19 protein-coding genes and 2 pseudogenes are annotated in these 16,281 nt (G+C 52.8%); 11 read left to right on the top strand and 10 right to left on the bottom strand.

What is annotated here, in order from left to right; all coding sequences use genetic code 11:
- The first annotated feature begins 40 nt into the window (after nucleotides 1-40).
- Nucleotides 41-760: a type 1 glutamine amidotransferase gene (locus tag AC6I79_RS11290; protein ID WP_088515888.1), complete on the top strand. Its 720-nt coding sequence runs from the start codon at nucleotides 41-43 to the stop codon at nucleotides 758-760.
- Between the two features lie 141 nt (nucleotides 761-901).
- Here AC6I79_RS11290 and AC6I79_RS11285 read toward each other — a convergent pair whose 3' ends face one another.
- Both AC6I79_RS11285 and AC6I79_RS11280 read right to left on the bottom strand, forming a co-directional pair.
- On the bottom strand, nucleotides 902-1,795 hold the full coding sequence (locus tag AC6I79_RS11285) for a dihydrodipicolinate synthase family protein (RefSeq protein ID WP_150361703.1): 894 nt from the start codon (nucleotides 1,793-1,795) through the stop codon (nucleotides 902-904).
- A 29-nt stretch (nucleotides 1,796-1,824) separates the two neighbouring features.
- Nucleotides 1,825-2,511 carry a B3/B4 domain-containing protein gene (locus AC6I79_RS11280; protein ID WP_159378427.1) on the bottom strand — a complete coding sequence of 229 codons (687 nt, stop codon included), beginning with the start codon at nucleotides 2,509-2,511 and terminating at the stop codon, nucleotides 1,825-1,827.
- Nucleotides 2,512-2,554: 43 nt separating this feature from the next.
- Between AC6I79_RS11280 and AC6I79_RS11275 the strand changes: the two genes are divergently transcribed.
- On the top strand, nucleotides 2,555-3,157 hold the full coding sequence (locus AC6I79_RS11275; RefSeq protein ID WP_159378248.1) for a helix-turn-helix domain-containing protein: 603 nt from the start codon (nucleotides 2,555-2,557) through the stop codon (nucleotides 3,155-3,157).
- 265 nt (nucleotides 3,158-3,422) lie between these two features.
- Here AC6I79_RS11275 and AC6I79_RS11270 read toward each other — a convergent pair whose 3' ends face one another.
- Nucleotides 3,423-4,202 (bottom strand): SDR family oxidoreductase, encoded by a 780-nt coding sequence (locus tag AC6I79_RS11270; RefSeq protein ID WP_058757650.1) that lies wholly within the window; start codon nucleotides 4,200-4,202, stop codon nucleotides 3,423-3,425.
- Between the two features lie 205 nt (nucleotides 4,203-4,407).
- On the opposite strand from AC6I79_RS11270, the gene AC6I79_RS11265 reads away from it, so the two are divergent.
- Both AC6I79_RS11265 and AC6I79_RS11260 read left to right on the top strand, forming a co-directional pair.
- Nucleotides 4,408-4,734: a winged helix-turn-helix transcriptional regulator gene (locus tag AC6I79_RS11265; RefSeq protein WP_150361716.1), complete on the top strand. Its 327-nt coding sequence runs from the start codon at nucleotides 4,408-4,410 to the stop codon at nucleotides 4,732-4,734.
- A 192-nt stretch (nucleotides 4,735-4,926) separates the two neighbouring features.
- The gene (locus AC6I79_RS11260) at nucleotides 4,927-5,457 is read left to right on the top strand and encodes a GNAT family N-acetyltransferase (RefSeq protein ID WP_136547191.1); all 531 of its coding nucleotides are present in this window, start codon (nucleotides 4,927-4,929) and stop codon (nucleotides 5,455-5,457) included.
- 87 nt (nucleotides 5,458-5,544) lie between these two features.
- On the opposite strand, the gene AC6I79_RS11255 is transcribed toward AC6I79_RS11260, so the two are convergent.
- Entirely contained in the window at nucleotides 5,545-6,021 is a 477-nt protein-coding gene (locus AC6I79_RS11255) for a glutathione peroxidase (RefSeq protein ID WP_159378426.1), read from the bottom strand.
- Nucleotides 6,022-6,197: 176 nt separating this feature from the next.
- Nucleotides 6,198-6,293 (bottom strand): annotated as a pseudogene (locus AC6I79_RS11250) (glutathione transferase GstA); the annotation flags it as partial.
- Between AC6I79_RS11250 and AC6I79_RS11245 the strand changes: the two are divergent.
- Nucleotides 6,279-6,377, top strand: a pseudogene (locus AC6I79_RS11245) (LysR family transcriptional regulator); the annotation flags it as partial. The pseudogenes AC6I79_RS11250 and AC6I79_RS11245 sit on opposite strands and share 15 nt — an antisense overlap.
- A 130-nt stretch (nucleotides 6,378-6,507) precedes the next feature.
- Here AC6I79_RS11245 and blaOXA read toward each other — a convergent pair.
- The 3 genes from blaOXA to AC6I79_RS11230 form a co-directional block, all read right to left on the bottom strand.
- Complete coding sequence (gene blaOXA, locus AC6I79_RS11240) at nucleotides 6,508-7,311, bottom strand: class D beta-lactamase (protein WP_058782087.1); 804 nt, start codon at nucleotides 7,309-7,311, stop codon at nucleotides 6,508-6,510.
- An 18-nt stretch (nucleotides 7,312-7,329) separates the two neighbouring features.
- Nucleotides 7,330-7,641 carry a hypothetical protein gene (locus AC6I79_RS11235; protein WP_159378247.1) on the bottom strand — a complete coding sequence of 104 codons (312 nt, stop codon included), beginning with the start codon at nucleotides 7,639-7,641 and terminating at the stop codon, nucleotides 7,330-7,332.
- 391 nt (nucleotides 7,642-8,032) lie between these two features.
- Nucleotides 8,033-8,323 carry a hypothetical protein gene (locus tag AC6I79_RS11230; protein WP_031279201.1) on the bottom strand — a complete coding sequence of 97 codons (291 nt, stop codon included), beginning with the start codon at nucleotides 8,321-8,323 and terminating at the stop codon, nucleotides 8,033-8,035.
- Between the two features lie 374 nt (nucleotides 8,324-8,697).
- On the opposite strand from AC6I79_RS11230, the gene AC6I79_RS11225 reads away from it, so the two are divergent.
- Nucleotides 8,698-9,351, top strand: a complete 654-nt coding sequence (locus tag AC6I79_RS11225) for a cupin domain-containing protein (RefSeq protein ID WP_498027291.1) — start codon at nucleotides 8,698-8,700, stop codon at nucleotides 9,349-9,351.
- A 105-nt stretch (nucleotides 9,352-9,456) separates the two neighbouring features.
- Here the strand turns inward: AC6I79_RS11225 and AC6I79_RS11220 are convergent, their stop codons facing one another.
- Nucleotides 9,457-10,233: a DeoR/GlpR family DNA-binding transcription regulator gene (locus AC6I79_RS11220; protein ID WP_236569487.1), complete on the bottom strand. Its 777-nt coding sequence runs from the start codon at nucleotides 10,231-10,233 to the stop codon at nucleotides 9,457-9,459.
- Nucleotides 10,234-10,365: 132 nt separating this feature from the next.
- On the opposite strand from AC6I79_RS11220, the gene AC6I79_RS11215 reads away from it, so the two are divergent.
- Nucleotides 10,366-11,271 carry a LysR family transcriptional regulator gene (locus AC6I79_RS11215; RefSeq protein WP_159378246.1) on the top strand — a complete coding sequence of 302 codons (906 nt, stop codon included), beginning with the start codon at nucleotides 10,366-10,368 and terminating at the stop codon, nucleotides 11,269-11,271.
- Here the strand turns inward: AC6I79_RS11215 and umuD are convergent.
- Nucleotides 11,268-11,699: a translesion error-prone DNA polymerase V autoproteolytic subunit gene (umuD, locus tag AC6I79_RS11210; RefSeq protein ID WP_021506286.1), complete on the bottom strand. Its 432-nt coding sequence runs from the start codon at nucleotides 11,697-11,699 to the stop codon at nucleotides 11,268-11,270. The genes AC6I79_RS11215 and umuD overlap by 4 nt on opposite strands.
- A gap of 358 nt (nucleotides 11,700-12,057) precedes the next feature.
- Here umuD and otsB point away from each other — a divergent pair, with 358 nt between their 5' ends.
- The 4 genes from otsB (at nucleotide 12,058) to flhC (ending at nucleotide 16,236) form a co-directional block, all read left to right on the top strand.
- Nucleotides 12,058-12,846, top strand: coding sequence for a trehalose-phosphatase (otsB, locus tag AC6I79_RS11205; protein ID WP_021506285.1), 789 nt, complete (start codon nucleotides 12,058-12,060; stop codon nucleotides 12,844-12,846).
- Nucleotides 12,843-14,279 carry an alpha,alpha-trehalose-phosphate synthase gene (otsA, locus tag AC6I79_RS11200; RefSeq protein WP_058785634.1) on the top strand — a complete coding sequence of 479 codons (1,437 nt, stop codon included), beginning with the start codon at nucleotides 12,843-12,845 and terminating at the stop codon, nucleotides 14,277-14,279. Before otsB ends, otsA begins: the two co-directional genes overlap by 4 nt.
- 1,028 nt (nucleotides 14,280-15,307) lie before the next feature.
- On the top strand, nucleotides 15,308-15,658 hold the full coding sequence (gene flhD, locus AC6I79_RS11195) for a flagellar transcriptional regulator FlhD (RefSeq protein WP_058769677.1): 351 nt from the start codon (nucleotides 15,308-15,310) through the stop codon (nucleotides 15,656-15,658).
- On the top strand, nucleotides 15,658-16,236 hold the full coding sequence (gene flhC / locus AC6I79_RS11190; RefSeq protein ID WP_021506282.1) for a flagellar transcriptional regulator FlhC: 579 nt from the start codon (nucleotides 15,658-15,660) through the stop codon (nucleotides 16,234-16,236). The genes flhD and flhC overlap by 1 nt, the downstream gene beginning before the upstream one ends.
- The last annotated feature ends 45 nt before the right edge of the window (nucleotides 16,237-16,281 follow it).

Here is a 16,281-nt window from a genome sequence, read left to right as displayed (position 1 = left end):
ATCAGTCAGATTATCACAGGTATAACAGGAGCCTATCCTCATGCGGGTACACTTTATCGTACATGAAAGTTTTGAAGCGCCAGGGGCTTATGAAACATGGGCCAGAAATCAAGGTCATAATGTGACTTACTCGCGTGTATACGCAGGCGATGAGCTACCCGTGGACGCCGAAGGTATTGATTTCCTGATCGTGATGGGCGGTCCGCAGGACCCGTCCACGACCCAGAGAGAGTGTCCGCACTTCGATGCGAAAGGCGAGCAGGCGCTGATTGCTGCTGCTGTTAAAACCGGTAAAGCCGTTATCGGTATCTGCCTTGGCTCACAGCTGATCGGTGAGGCGCTGGGCGCGCCGTTTGCTCACAGCCCTGAAAAAGAGATTGGTAAGTTCCCGATCACGCTAACTGAAGAGGCTCGCGAGGATGCGTTGTTTTCTCACTTTGCGAAGTCGCTTGAGGTCGGTCACTGGCATAACGACATGCCGGGCCTGACCGCGGATGCAAAAATCATCGCCTACAGCGAAGGCTGTCCCCGCCAGATCGTTTCCTATTCAGATCGCGTCTTTGGTTTTCAGTGCCACATGGAACTGACGCTGGATGTTGTAGAACGGCTAATCGCTCATTCGCAACAAGACCTGAGCCGAGCCGCAGAGTATCGCTTTGTTCATACGCCAGAAGAACTTCGTGCGCACGATTACAGCGAAATGAATCAGGTACTTTTTGGCTTCATGGATAAGCTCGAAGCGCGTTACAAATCAGCGTAAACACCGCTTTATGCCCGGTGATGTTTATCTCCGGGCATTCTTTATCAGAAGCTGATACATGCAGGCACCATGACCTTTTGTGCACCCTTCAAACCCTAGTTTCTATCAACGGCCTGGCGCAGGATCGATTCCGCCGGAGCGTTACTTCAGGTCCAGAGCGGCTATCACTGCTGCTACTTCTGCCACCTCTGCGGCCGATAAGGGTAACAGGGGACGAGGCAGACAGTCGGCATCGGTCAGCCCCAGTATGCCTGCTGCCGCTGCAATCACGCGGATACTTCCGCCATGCTTACGGAACAAATCCCATAAAGGTTTCAGGCGGTGAGTTAGGGCAGTAACGTGTTCAGCGTCGTTAATGGCTGCGGCCTGCGTAATTTGTTTGGCGGTTTCCGGGAAGATACCGCCACAAACGGAATACCAGACTTCACAACCGGCATTCAGCCCCAGCCCGGCACTGGCGTCACCACTAATACCCAGGGTCACGCCAGGACGAAGATGTTGTCGTAATGCAGCGACGCGTTCAGCTGCAGCGATGGGGGTATCCGGTACTCCCGGAATTTTAATTGAGCGAATCCCTTTCAGTGACGACAGCTGCCCGAGCAGTTCGTCGGTAAAGCGGAAATGCGTGGTGCCGGGGTTGTCATAAACACAAACCGGTACTGAAGCATGTCGGGTAACCGTCTCAAAGAGGGCATACACCTCTTCATTACGCAGCGGCTGGTAACTCATCGCCGGCAGCAGCAGCGCAGCAGCGCCTGCGGACTGCGCATCTTCAGCCAGATGCAGTACGGCATCGGTACTGATAGCACCCACGCAAACCATCACGGGAATCTCCCCGGCAACCTGACGGGCCAGCGTTGCGCTGCGTTTGCGCTGTTCCCTGCTCAGGTAAGCATAGCTGCCGGTTGAACCCAGAACCCCCAAAGAATCGACACGGGCTGCCGTCAGGCGAGCCAGGATCTTCGTGAATCCCTGTTCATCGACACCACGCGCGGTGACAGGCGTTAACGGGAAAGCAGACAAGCCGGTGAACATGCAGAGTCTCCAGAACTGAGTTAAAGGTGTTACTCGCCGATGAGGGTGACGTTACACTGCCGTCCGGGCATCATTTCTTCAAGGCCGTCGGTCAGCATCTTTCCGGCTTCATGCAGCTGATCGGGCGGCATCTGCGGCAGACTTTCCAGAATAAACCACATGTGTTGCGCTTCAACGCTTAAGCGAGTCCTGATTCCCTGCCGCCAGTTCCAGCGACGGCAGGTTACGCCGGCATCATCACACCAGACGACTTCGCCAGGCACAGGATATTCCACCGCCATAACCCCTTCTTTCATGGTATCAAAGGGTTCCGTGCCTGTTGCCACCGTCAGGCGAGGTGCACCCCGGTACGCGGCAATATTTTCTCCCCCTACGGGCACGGCATAACGCAGACTGACAGCGTTATAAAGATCAACGACCGGATCGAGCGCGGGCAGGGTGCCATCGCGAAGCACGCGTTTGCGTAGCGCCTCAGCAGAACAGGGCGTGCGTTTGGGTTTGGCACCAAATTTCTGAAACACATCCGCCCATGCGGCCAGATGGGATTCAGCCCAGGCGGGGGAATCTGACAGCACCGCTTCACAGGCCGCCTTCAGTGCCGTTACCCCGACGTGCGGATTCACGACAGGCGCTGCCTGCACGCTGATACTGAGCGCCCGAAAGCCAGGGGCAATTTGGTAGATTTCAGGGGAAATTGACGGGGAAACGATTAACACGCGATAATCCTGTAATGACCATTTTATTCCATAATAGCGACCAATGACCAAAAAAGTCAATTTAGTGACCTTTGCCGGTGCAGATGTCAACACGGTTAACGAAGCCGTATCCCTGCGGATTAAGCAGTTTCGTAAACAAAGAAAAATTTCTCTCGATGAGTTATCCCGCAAAGCCAGTGTCAGTAAGGGGATGCTGGTTGAGATAGAAGGGTGCAAGGCTAATCCCAGCATTGCGCTGCTATGCCGGCTTGCTGCTGCCATGGGCGTGTCCGTGGCGGATTTTGTTGATGTCAGCGCCAGGCCTGATGTGCACATCATCGCTGATACGGACATCCCCGAACTCTGGACAGGTGACAAAGGGGGAAGCGCCAGGCTGCTGGCCGGCTCAGGTGGACCCGATATGCTTGAGCTGTGGCTGTGGGAAATGCGGCCAGGCGAAAAGTTTGAATCACCCGGGCATAGCTCAGGCACGCTGGAGCTACTGCACGTAAAATCCGGAACCCTCACGCTTGGCGTGAAAGAGAGCGTATTTCAGGTAACGGCGGGATCCTCCGTTACAGCCAAAACCGATGTTCCACATTTCTACGCAAACCAGGGAGAAAACACGCTGAACTTTATCATGACGGTAAATGAAAAAGCGTCATAAACGTTTTTCAATGGACGGCCAAAGAAGCCCTGATTTGTGCGCAAATAATCATCCTTGGTTTTCGCTATTCATGTCCGTTTCTGCCACCAGGCGGACTGTGTATTCGCCATGAGCGAGGAGCGGATATTAGCGACAAAGAGCCGGGGAATATCACATAGCGGCCAGGTCGATATCGCACATGGCTTGATCTAATAGCCGCTGGCGCCTTATTAAGGTGTATAAAATATCCGGATCGCTACCAGAATGGATCGATGAGGATATCTGACTACACCGTTGGAATAGTGCCGCCATCGATGACAAATTCAGTACCGGTGATCGCGGCAGCATAAGATGATGCGAGGAAGACAATGAGATTTGCTACCTCAATGGGTTGAGAAGGGCGTCCCAGCGGAATACCGCCAAGTGCCTTCATGATGATCTGCTTACCGCCTTCGTAATCTGTTCCTGCCTGCTGCGCCAGCCGTTCCGCCATGGCCACGGAAGCTTCGGTTTCGATCCAGCCGGGTGCCACGCGAACCACCCGAACCCCCTGCGACGCAACCTCTTTCGACAGGCTTTTACTGTAGGCTGACAGCGCCGCTTTCGCTGCTGCATAACCCGTGGTTGATTCTGGTAAGGGCAGTTCTCGCTGGATAGAAGTGACATGGATGATCACTCCGCCCCCCTGCTGCAGCATGGCAGGCAACAGCGCACGATCTAAACGTACCGCGGGCAACAGATTAAGATTGAGCTCCTGTTGCCACTCCTCTTCACCCAATGCTGCAAAGCCACCACCGGGTGCAGTAGAACCGCCAGCCACATGAACAATGATGTCGACGCCTCCCAGATGTGTCTGAACGGCTTCCGCGACTGAGTTACACCCTTTAACCGTGGTCAGGTCTGCCGTTACGAAAGCGTCTGCTCTACATTCTGCGGATGCGTGGCGTGCGGTTGTTAATACTGTTGCACCCAGCTGTTTGAATAGCCCAACTACCGCTTTACCCACACCTTTGGTACCCGCAGTGACCAATATGCGTTTACCGTGGAAATCGAGATCACATGGCATTGGAGAATCTCCGGTCTGTTGATGTGGCAGTACAATAATCAGTAATGCTGGCAATATCGCCACCCTTGCTGAGCGCGAAGTCGTCATAAATAGCGAGCAGTAATGTAAATGGCATAGACCTGTACTCCCTTTGTTTACAGTACGGTCATATTCCACATAGACTGTTAAATTGACAAGTACGCACAAAAAAGTGAGTTACTGAATGATGAGTAAGTTATACAGTCCGGAATCAGCCGCAAGCGGAGTGGCGCAGGTTATTCAACTGCTGGAAGGGCGCTGGAAATTAATCATCCTTTTTCATCTGTTCGACGGCAAAGTACAGCGCTATTCAGATTTTGAAAAATTAATTCCCGGTATTTCGCAGAAGATGCTGGCGCAACAACTGAGACAGCTGGAAGCCGACGGTATAGTGTCGCGGATGGTGTATCCTCAGGTGCCACCGAAAGTGGAATATCGACTCACTGAATGGGGACAGGCACTTTGTCCTGCTCTTGATGCCATGCTGAAATGGGCGGAAAGGCGCCCGACTTAACCGGCCAGGACGCTGATCCTGATCAAATTTAACCTGTTCAGGCTGGTGTTTAAGGTGTAAAGGGTGCTTTTATTCGTAGTGACTGAGAATTTCATAAAATTAAATTTAACGTCCCTGTTATGAACCCGGGATTGCCCCGCGATAAAATAGTAAGAAAACGTGGTTTATAAACGGTAAGTTCAGGAGGTTTCTTTGCAGGCAGATACGACACGACTTCATCTACGAACGGTAATTGAATCTGACGCTGATGATCTTTTCAGAATTTATGGCGACCCTGCTACAAATACCTTCAACCCCGCAGGTCCGTATCCCGATATTGATTATGCACGTCAGGTGTTGGCTCGCTGGCTTCAGCACTGGGAAACGTACGGTTTCGGTAATTGGGCTATTGCGCTGACGGACAATCCGGGGAGAGTCATTGGTTTTGGCGGACTCAGCATCAGGAGCTATGCCGATTTATCAATCAATAACCTTGGATATCGCTTCTCTACAGAGGCATGGGGAAAAGGGCTGGCGACAGAGTTTGCTAAGTATACGGTCGACTATGGTTTTGGTGAAATAAAGTTGGCTGAAATATCTGCTGTAGTACGGGCAAATCATCTGGCCTCGCAAAAAGTTCTAACCAGGGCAGGATTGCAGTACTTACGAGAAATTCATGATGTGAAAAGTGCGCCCCCAAGCTTGCTTTTCACCTTGACTCAGGACAAATGGAATAAAAAATAAATATGCGGGGCACACTGTCTCCCGCCGGATAACATCAATTTCCGCTGTGCTCTAAAATTAATGCTGCGAATCCGGTAACGCTCCACCTTAAAGTGCAGCGAGTATCGCGGCTTCTATTTTCTCCGGGGACGTGATCGGTGCAAAGCGTTTCAGCGGCTGGCCGTCGCGTCCGATGAGAAACTTGGTGAAATTCCACTTAATCCGTCCGCCCAGCACGCCGGGTAGTTCCGCTTTCAGATAGCGAAATAGCGGGTGCGCTGCGCTGCCGTTAACCTCAACTTTATCGAACATCGGGAAGCTCACCCCGTAATTAACATGACAGGTTTGTGAGATGTCATCAGCGTTTCCCGGTTCCTGCTTACCGAATTGATTGCAGGGATAGCCAAGCACCACCAGACCCTGCGCGGCATATTTCTGATAGAGCGCTTCAAGGCCGGCGTACTGGGGCGTGAAGCCGCAATGACTGGCGGTATTCACCACCAGAACCACCTTGCCAGCGTAGTCGGCCATAGAGATAGGTTGACCGGTCAGGCTGGTGGCCGAAAACTGATAAAAAGGGGGCATGTCAGTGTCCTCAAAACAGCACAGGTTCGATGTTGATGTTGCCACGCGGGCCCAATAGCGGGCTTCCTAGCCTGGCGCGCACAGCATAACTTTCTGCGCGCCGTTGTCACAATAACACTGACATCTAACCTTGCAGACAGAGCCTGATCGCCGGCACAAAACTCTGTCTGCCAGTCTCACTCAGACGCCTCTGCCAGCAACGCCGCCTGCACAGCAGGGCGCGCATTGATCCGTGCCATATACGCCAGTAGCGCAGGCCAGCGATTCACCGTCAGTTTGGACTGGTGTGTTCGCCATCCGGTCAGTCTTCTGTTGCCGCGCAGTCACTGCTGACGACGCTGCGTAAAGAAAGATAAGCGGCGCTCTGGAGGTCATTTTATTTGCTGGCTAACCGTCAGTTTCATAATGAAGGGCCTCGCCGCAATCTGTCAGCCGCATGAAAACCGGGAGGTTAATAAAAATCCGTGGTATCCATGTGTTATGCCATCAGGGCGCAATGACCGCCGACATCTGCTTCAACACTTCGTCACGTGCTCTCAGGCCAGCATTCGGCGTTAACACCTGTTCATCCTGAATCAGTTTGGCAAAAACAATTTTTTTCCTGCCTTTGGTCGCCCAGCCGACATACCAGCCATAGGCATGGTGCGGATCGTATTGATTATTTTTCCCCGGTGAGCCGGTTCCTGTTTTGCCGTGCACCGTCCAGCCCTTAACGCTGACGTCGTAGCGGGTAATATTATCTGTCATGTCATAGGCATGCTTGTTTACGCGCAACTCACGATTAACGACTTTCCTTAAAAAGCCAATCTGCTGAACAGGTGAGATCTGCAGGGATGACATAACCCACACCCCATTCTGACCGGGGGCGCTGACGTCAACGGCGGAAACATCTTCGTTTCCATAAGCAAACGCCTTTACATAGTCTTCAAAGCGATGTTGCCCGATTTTTTTTACAACCTGCTGTGAATACCAGAAGACCGAATATTTTAGCCACGCCGTGGGATCGATTTTATTCATCCAGTTTTTACCGCCCCAGTCCGGGTATCCTTGTTGGTAATCCCAGGCGGGTTCCTTTTCATTTTTCAGCACGCCGGCATCAAATCCCATCAGGCTGATGGCTATTTTAAAAGTGGATGCGGGTGTGACTTCTCCACTGCAGTCGTTGCCACTCTCCAGCAGGACTTTGCCTGATTCAGCGTCAACAATCAGGGTGCACAGGTTTTTGGCAAATGCCTGCTGTGAAAATAATATCGCAGCAACAGAGGCCATTACGGCCAGACGGGTTTTCATTGATGATTGAATCCAAAGTTAAATGCTAACGTAATTTACAACCTGAGAAATGGCACTGAACGCGGTCAGGCTGTGCATAAAGAGACTGTTCACGCCACATCCCTTTATCATCTGCAAATTATCGCGTCCGGTGTGCTTATTAATAACCCTGAGCAGGGGTAAATAAAAACGATTTAATCTGCGCCTGTTTTTTAGGAAAACTAAACGATGCGCAACCGCATTTCCGGATGACAAAAAGCGCGAAAACGACGCTATTGCGATCTGCATACCTGCGGTATTTTTCGCCTCGACGGCGATATAAGCGATAATTAATGGGTTGTAGTCCTGCACCTACATAACCGGTAAGCACATCCGATGGTCAGGGATATTAATACGTGACAAGCTTATCCGCAGTTCACGGCAATCCTCTGCCAGGCATAATGAGAATGTATTTTCAGGAGTGGTTATGCAGCCGGTTAAACGTTGGCAACGCGATGTCTGTCATTTAAATACCCGGGCGTTAACCTGGGTGGCGGCGGGCGCATTTTGCGCGGGCTGCTGGTTATTGATCAGCGTGCTGGTGCTAACCCTGTAACGCGTAGCCAGTGCGAAGAGAATTAGCGCCAGCCGGAAGGGAATCCGCACCAGGGCGTCAGGGATGAAATTTTTGTAGTGGTTGGGGGCGCGTTGCCCCCTTTTTTTTGCCTGCAGACAGGGGTAATGCAATGCGCAGCCCGTGCGATTACGGCCCGAGACGCAGCGTTTCGGCGCGTTTTGCTGTCTCGTAAACGTATTGCAGCATCGGTTCTAAATCGGCATCCGGTCCGGCGCTGATAATTTTGCCGCGCAGCCATTCAATTTCACTGGTGATATCAGGATGAAAGATGGTGTTGTTTTGCGCGTTGCGTAACCACTTCAGCAAAAAGTTATTTTTCCCGCGTACGCCGCCGGACTTCTTGCTGTTCACATAGAGTTTTAACGCAACCAGAATGCAGTAATAGAAATGGACGCGCTGACTATAATTCTGCAACATCTCTTGGCTCTTCATCTGCCGTTTTTCACGCCCGCCAGTGTGCATTGATGTGAAAAGCAGGTCAAACACAATTGGCCGAGCGCCTGTCACAATTGCGAGCGCAACCAACATTTTAAGAATTTCTTTAGCAGCAGATAAATTGCGCCCGTCAGCAGCTGGATGCTTTACCGGGCAGAATAGCCTGTGATTATTTGTTAATAATCACAAAAAAGCACAGCCGTATCTGATAATTAGATAGATCCGATTCTCTAAATGCATTTCCCCTCCGCATCGCCATCTGCAACTCTGTTCTCCGCGCTGGCCACCCTTGCGTTTTACCGGCCGGTGAAATTTTTATTTGCATCAACATGGCTGTCATAAACAGGAGGTGAATTATGACAAAACCTGCTCTGGCGTTCGCTGCGGCCTTACTGGCGCTCAATGCCACCGCATCCGTTGCGACTCAGCCGCATCACGTTTATACCAATAAAGATTTCTATAAAAATGGCGTCTTCCAGAAAGAGGTGGCGAAAGATGCAATAGCGCAACTGCTCGCCTCTTATGGTCATACGCTGACGCCGGCCATGCGCCAGCAGCTGTGGGTCAATGATTTCGGGCTGGGCGATTATCAGCATGTTGGCCTGGCCAGCATCACCTGGGTCAATAATCTGGATTACGGTTATTACGCTATGACCATGTATCTGCTGCCGAACCAGATGATTCCGGAGCATCGACACATGCCGATTAGCGCGCCGCCGGCACGTCCGGCAAAACATGAATCATGGCGCGTTCTCGATGGCTGGGTATATAACTTCTCAGAAATTGGCGCCGCATCAGCGGATATTCCGCCGACGCCGAAAAGTTTTGGTCCGGTGCAAAGCCACAATGTCGTCATTCAGCATCAGGGCGAAACGCTGTCGCTGAAAGAACTGGAGAGCTATCATTTCCTGATGGCCAACAGTAAAGGGGCGATTGTTGATGAATATGGCAACTGGCAGGATCGCCGTGGCTGGTTCAGCTCCAATCCTAAAGTCGCCCCTACGCCGTAAACCGTGCCCCATAATAAATAGTCGATGTGATTTCCCTGTAGCCACCGGAGGCGTTCGCGCCTCCTTTTTAATTAATGGCCTTTACCGGGATGCGCAGAGAGCCGCTCAGCCACGGCGATTTACCCGGTGCAGACGAATACCACGCTGTTTCATCTCTTCAACGGCAGCACAGGGGCAATCGTCATCGGTGATCACACCGTCCAGCTGCTGCAGCTTACATACGGAATACACGCTGTAACGACCATATTTGCTGCTGTCAGCCACCAGATAACGCTGCGCTGAGGCGGCCAGCACCGCCTGATTCACCAGCAAGGTGTCTTCGTCGGGTGTCGAGAGGCCGTGCGTGACATCCCACGCGCTGGCGCTGAGGAAGGCCAGATCAATATTGAACGCGGCAAGGGCGGTCGCCGCCATGGCACCCACGCTGGCAATATGCCGTTTATCGATTTTGCCACCCGTATGAAATAGCGTGATGTGGCTGTGACGCATCAGCCAGGCGGCAATCGTAAAGTCGTTAGTCAGCACGGTGAGACTTGCCTGATCGCCTAACGCACGCGCAATTTCATAGCTGGTGGTACCGGCATCGAGGTAGACCACCTGGCCATCCTGTACCAGCGATGCGGCATAACGGCCAAGGCTTTGTTTGGCGTGCACGTTCAGCTGTGCCTTATCCACATACGGCAATGCCTGATGAACCACGGCAGGCAGCCTGGCGCCGCCGTGTATGCCGACCACCAGGCCGGCGTCCTGCAGGAATTTAATATCGCGGCGGATGGTCATCGCCGACACCGCCATCAGCGTGGCCAGTTCGTGAATGGTGGCCGATCGTTTCGCAAACAGGTAGCGATAAATAGCGTCTTTTCGGTCTTCGGGCAGCATCATGAGCTCGGGGTTAAAAGTGACGTTTTGCCTGCCATGCCACGCACGCATAGCGTCCGGTACGGCAGCTTCGCTATGATAGCTCATCTGAAGTTGAATCAGATTCAACGAGGCAATGAGTCAGGAGACACGAAAATGCCCGCCCTGCAACGTAATGAACTGGCCGATCTGAATGTTTTTCTGCTGATTTGCCGGCGCAAGAGTTTCCGCCTCGCCGCGCTGGAACTCGGGGTCACCACGTCGGCCATCAGCCACACGTTGCGCAGTCTTGAAGCGCGTCTTGGCGTGCGCCTGCTCAACCGCACCAGCCGGGCGGTGGTGCCGACGGACGCCGGTGCCGCTTTTTTGCGCCATCTGGAAACCGGCTTTGCGCAGATTGAGCTGGCGCTGAACGATCTGCACCTGTACCGCGAATCACCCAGCGGCCGCCTGCGGCTGAACATCCCGCGTGATGCCGGGCAGCTGCTGTTTCGGCCGATCCTGGCGCGCTTTATGGCGACCTATCCGGAGCTCAGCCTGGAAATTACGGTGGATAACAATCTGGTGGATATCATCGGCAGCGGCTATGACGCCGGGATTCGCTACGGCGCCAGCGTACCGAAAGACATGATCGCCATGCCGCTGACGCCCAAACTGCGCTGGATCGTGGTGGCGTCACCCGATTACCTGCGCGACGCGCCGACGCTGCAGCATCCGGACGATCTGCGCAACCATCGCTGTATTCGCATGCGCCTTGGCAATGGCACGCTGTATAAGTGGCCGCTGGCGCAGGGCAAGGTGGCGTATGAGGTCGATGTGCCGGGCACGCTGACGCTCAATGAGAGCGACATGATTATTGATGCGGTCGCCGGCGGTTACGGTCTCGGCTACTGCCCGGAGCGCTACGTACAGGCGCAGCTGGCGAGCGGGCAGCTGGTGCGCGTGCTGACGGACTGGTGCAGCGAAGACGAACCGCTGGTGATGTATTACCCCGACCGTCGCCAGCTGCACCCAGGTTTACGCCGGCTGATTGAGATGATCCGCGCCGAAACAATGCGCTAACGCTGGACGCGTGCGGCGTAAATAATAAACGTCACTACGCCAAAAATTTCTAACTCCTCCTCTTCACGCAGCCGGATGGGCTGATAGCGCGGATTCATCGGCATCAGCTGTACGCAGGGATGCGTCTGCAGCCGCTTGACGGTGAACTCGCCGTTGATGGCGGCGATCACGATGTCGTCGTGCCGGGCATTGAGTGAGCTGTCGACCACCAGCAGATCGCCTTCGCGGATATTGGCATCGCGCATCGAGTCGCCTTCGACGCGCACAAAATAGGTGGCGCTCGGGCGGGTCACCAGCAGCTCATTGAGATCAATCTGGCGTTCGATGTAGTCCTGAGCGGGCGAGGGGAAACCGCCGTGCACCGCGTCAAGGAATAGCGGACGGGAGCGCGAAGGCGGTGAAAGCTGTGGCAAAAAGAAACGCGTCATAGCGAACATTCCATAGATACTGTTTTTATATACAGTATCAGGCGATTTTTGCTATGATCAAGTCTGCCCGCGGTAAAAAAAGCGAAGCGTATGAAAAACAGCAGAATTCAGTTTTTTGCCGCGCAAACCGCTGAAAAGTGCACTCTTCGCTAAGCACTCTGTGCGCCCGTCTGGCGAAACTTCAATTGTTGTCTACACTTAATGTTGCCGATGTTCGTAGTGCGGTTGCAGTGTTGATGAAAATTTCGTTTAGTTCTGGAGCGTTACCCTTTCGATTCCCGTTTTTACGGAAAAACCTCCTCACTTCCTGCCTGCCTGCGAACAGACTGCCCGTTTACGTTCAGATACAGGAGGAGACGTGACCCCTGCGGTTAATGAGAACAGCACCCTGCCGTCGCTAAGTGGCGGACTTTACGCCTTCTTTTTTGATGTTGACGGCACGCTGGCCGCGCTTCAGTCGCAGCCCGAGTCGGTTTCCATCCCCGCATCGGTGCGCCAGCATCTGCAACAAATTTCTAATTTAAGTCACGGCGCGCTGGCGCTGGTTTCCGGCCGTCCGATCAGCCAGCTGGATGAGCTGGTCGCGCCGCTGGAAGCCCCGGCTGCGGGCGTGCACGGCGCTGAGCGCCGCGATGCCAGCGGACATCTGCATCGTCAGTCGCTGCCCGATGAGGTGGCGCAAACGCTGCAGGTTGAACTGCAGCAGACCCTTGACCAGTGGCCCGGTACGCTGCTGGAAGTAAAAGGCATGGCCTTTGCGCTGCACTACCGCAACGCGCCAGAGTATGAAAACGCCATCATGCAGCTGGCCGAAGAGGCGGTAACCCGCTTTCCGGCGCTGGCGCTGCAGCCAGGTAAATGTGTGGTGGAACTGAAACCGCAGGGCATCGATAAAGGTGCTGCGGTACGCGAATTTATGCAGGAAGCGCCATTTACCGGTCGCATTCCGGTATTTGTGGGCGACGATCTGACCGATGAGAAAGGCTTTCTTGCAGTCAATGCCATGCACGGCATCTCGGTCAAGGTCGGTGAAGGTCCAAGCCAGGCGCGCTATCGTCTGCCCGATGTGGCAGCGGTCTGGCACTGGCTGGAACAACTATTATTACAACTAGAACATGACAACGTCGGTAAGGAGTTTAGGTTATGAGTCGTTTAGTCGTCGTATCTAACCGTATCGCTATTCCTGATGGAAGCAAAACCAACGCAGGCGGTCTCGCCGTCGGCATTCTGGATGCGCTGCAGACCACCGGAGGATTGTGGTTTGGCTGGAACGGAGAGATCAGTGAGTTTTCCGGTGAAGAAGATGAGGAACTTACCCAGATCGAACAAGACGGCATTACCTATGCCTCATTCCCCCTCAATCAAAACGATTACGATCAGTACTACTGCCAGTTTTCGAATACGGTGATCTGGCCCGCGTTCCACTATCGCCTCGATCTGGTGCAGTATCAGCGTGAAGCCTGGGAAGGCTACTGCCGCGTGAATACCCTGCTGGCGCAGCGGCTGAAACCGCTGATCAAGCCGGACGATATCCTGTGGATCCACGATTACCACCTGCTGCCGTTTGCCGCTGAACTGCGTAAACAGGGCATTAATAACCGAATCGGATTCTTTCTGCATATCCCGTTCCCGACGCCGGAAATTTTCAATGCGCTGCCGCCGCATCAGGAACTGCTGGAAATGCTGTGTGAATACGATCTGCTGGGTTTCCAGACAGAATCCGATCGCGTGGCGTTTCTCGACAGCCTGAGCCAGCTAACGCAGCTGCAGAATAAAGGCGAGAAGAAGCATCGCGCCTTTGGCAATACCTTTATGACCGAGGTTTACCCTATCGGTATCGAGCCGGACAGCATTAAAGAGATGGCGGAAGGGCCGCTGCCACCGAAGATGGCCGCGATGAAGCGTGAGCTGGGCGATTTGCAGAACATTATCGCCTGTGAGCGTCTCGACTATTCCAAAGGCTTGCCGGAGCGTTTCCTTGCCTATGAGGCACTGCTGGAAAACTTCCCGCAGCACCGCGGCAAAATCCGCTACTCACAGATTGCGCCGACCTCGCGCGGCGACGTGCAGGCTTATCAGGATATTCGTCACCAGCTGGAGACGGAAGCGGGGCGCATTAACGGTAAATACGGCACGCTGGGCTGGACGCCGCTCTATTATCTCAACCAGCATTTTGACCGCCGTCTGCTGATGAAGATTTTCCGCCTGACCGACGTGGGGCTGGTTACGCCGCTGCGTGACGGCATGAACCTGGTGGCGAAAGAGTATGTCGCGGCGCAGGATCCGGACGATCCGGGCGTGCTGGTGCTGTCGCGCTTTGCCGGAGCGGCCAACGAGCTGACTTCTGCGCTGATCGTTAACCCGTACGATCGTGATGATGTGGCGGCGGCGCTGGACCGCGCGCTGACCATGCCGCGCACCGAGCGTATCTCGCGCTATAACGACATGATGGCCGTACTGCGTAAGCAGGACATTTCGCACTGGCGGGAAAGCTTCCTGAAAGATCTGAACACGCTGCCGGCACGCAGCGCCAGCCACGGTAGCGATAACAAGGTCGCGACGTTTCAGAAGCTGGCGTAATTAGCCCCGCAAGGCGCGATTTTTCCCTCAGGCAATGCCTCTCCCATACGCGGGAGAGGTATCCGTCAGATGACGCAGGCAGGACCGTGCTGCGTAGCGTTTTCACGCGAAATCCTCACCGGATGAAATCGATTTCATTTTGTTAAGCGCTAACCCGCTGACCCGGCACCAAAAAACGCACGAATTGGTTAAAATTAAGCCAGTTAATCACTGAAACGCTGAATTTTTCCTTCCGACCCTAAAGATTTGGCTGGCCAGGCCGATAGTTCTAATACATCAGTGTGTTAGTTAGTCAATTCATTCATATCGCTAATGTAACGTGCTGTTACATCCCTTGTGACTCGCTAAACCCTCCCTACAAACTCTTTACACACCACAAGCGCGCTGCATCCACTCTTCACGCTTCGCTAGCACAGCGCCATTAGTCCTGCGTGGCAATATTCCCTGTAAGTGATTAATTTAAAAGCGAATAATTACAGCCATTTTTGGTGTTTTATGCTGCCTTTTTGGTTTATTTCGGGGTCTTGTCTTTGCCTAAAGCCAACGTAGCAGATAAAAGATCGACCCATAGTGACGATCTGCGACACACTTCAAAATTCAGACTTTTCCTGTGAAATATTAGCGAAACGTTTCAAAATCGCTCAAAAAAAGAACAACAGAAAAGCATTACTGAAGCTTCACTTGAAAAATTTGCCTTAAAAGTGTGACGCATATCACACTTTATCTAAAATTTCATACCAATCACGTTGTATGTCGAAATCAGACGATATAGATTTGCCTTGTTTTCGGATTAGTCTTAAAAAACTGTAAGCAGACGTCACGGAAGATGGTTACAACTCAAGAAAAGATTGGCCTGGAGTTTTGACTACTACTGATCAATATCCCGGTGGGAAGTGAAACAGTTCAGTACGCGTTGGCTTATGCCTGATTATTTTTTGCCATCTTTAGATTTACCAACCAGCAACCCGAACCATAGAACACTTAATTCTGTGGCCGTATATATGTCGCGTCTATCAGGATGGAAAAAAATGGGTACATCAGAATTACTAAAACACATATATGACATCAATCTGTCATATTTATTGCTTGCACAGCGTTTGATAAACCAGGAAAAAGCTTCAGCAATGTTTCGTTTAGGTATCGATGAGCCAATGGCGGATGCATTGCAGCAATTGACTTTACCTGAGATGGTAAAATTAGCGGAAACCAATCAACTGGTTTGCCAGTTCCGCTTTACCGATCACAATCTTATTAACCGTTTAACGCAGGAATCACGTGTGGATGATTTGCAGCAAATCCACACCGGTATTTTATTATCCAGCCGTTTATTGCGCAGCGCATCGAAAGACGATGCCTCTGCTAAAAAGAGGGCGGTATAATGACCGAAAAAAGTATCGTTCAGGAAGCGCGTGATATTCAGCTGGCAATGGAGCTGATTACATTGGGCGCACGACTGCAGATGCTGGAAAGTGAAACCCAGCTGAGCCGCGGTCGCCTGATTAAACTGTACAAAGAGCTGCGTGGTGCACCACCACCGAAAGGCATGCTGCCATTCTCTACCGACTGGTTCATGACATGGGAACAAAATATTCATGCGTCGATGTTCTGCAACGCCTGGCAGTTTCTGCTGAAAACCCGGCTGAGCAGTGGCGTAGAGGCGGTTATCAAAGCGTATCGCCTGTATCTTGAGCAGTGTCCGCAATCGGACGAGGGCCCGCTGTTGGCGCTGACCCGCGCCTGGACCCTGGTGCGATTTGTTGAAAGTGGCATGCTGGAATTGTCTGACTGTAAATGCTGTGGCGGAAGCTTCATCAACCACGCGCATCAGCCTCCGGGCAGCTTTGTTTGCAGCCTGTGCCAGCCGCCATCACGTGCCGTAAAAAGACGTAAACTTTCTGCAGATTCTGCCGATACCTTTCCACAACTGCTGGATGAACAGGTTAAACGCGCCGTTTAAGTTTGTTCGCATCGTGGAAAGCATCCAGCAGCGGTTAATACCGCT

It is taken from the genome of gamma proteobacterium symbiont of Scutellera amethystina (assembly GCF_059730845.1).
This window is presented reverse-complemented; position numbering and strand designations above follow the sequence as displayed.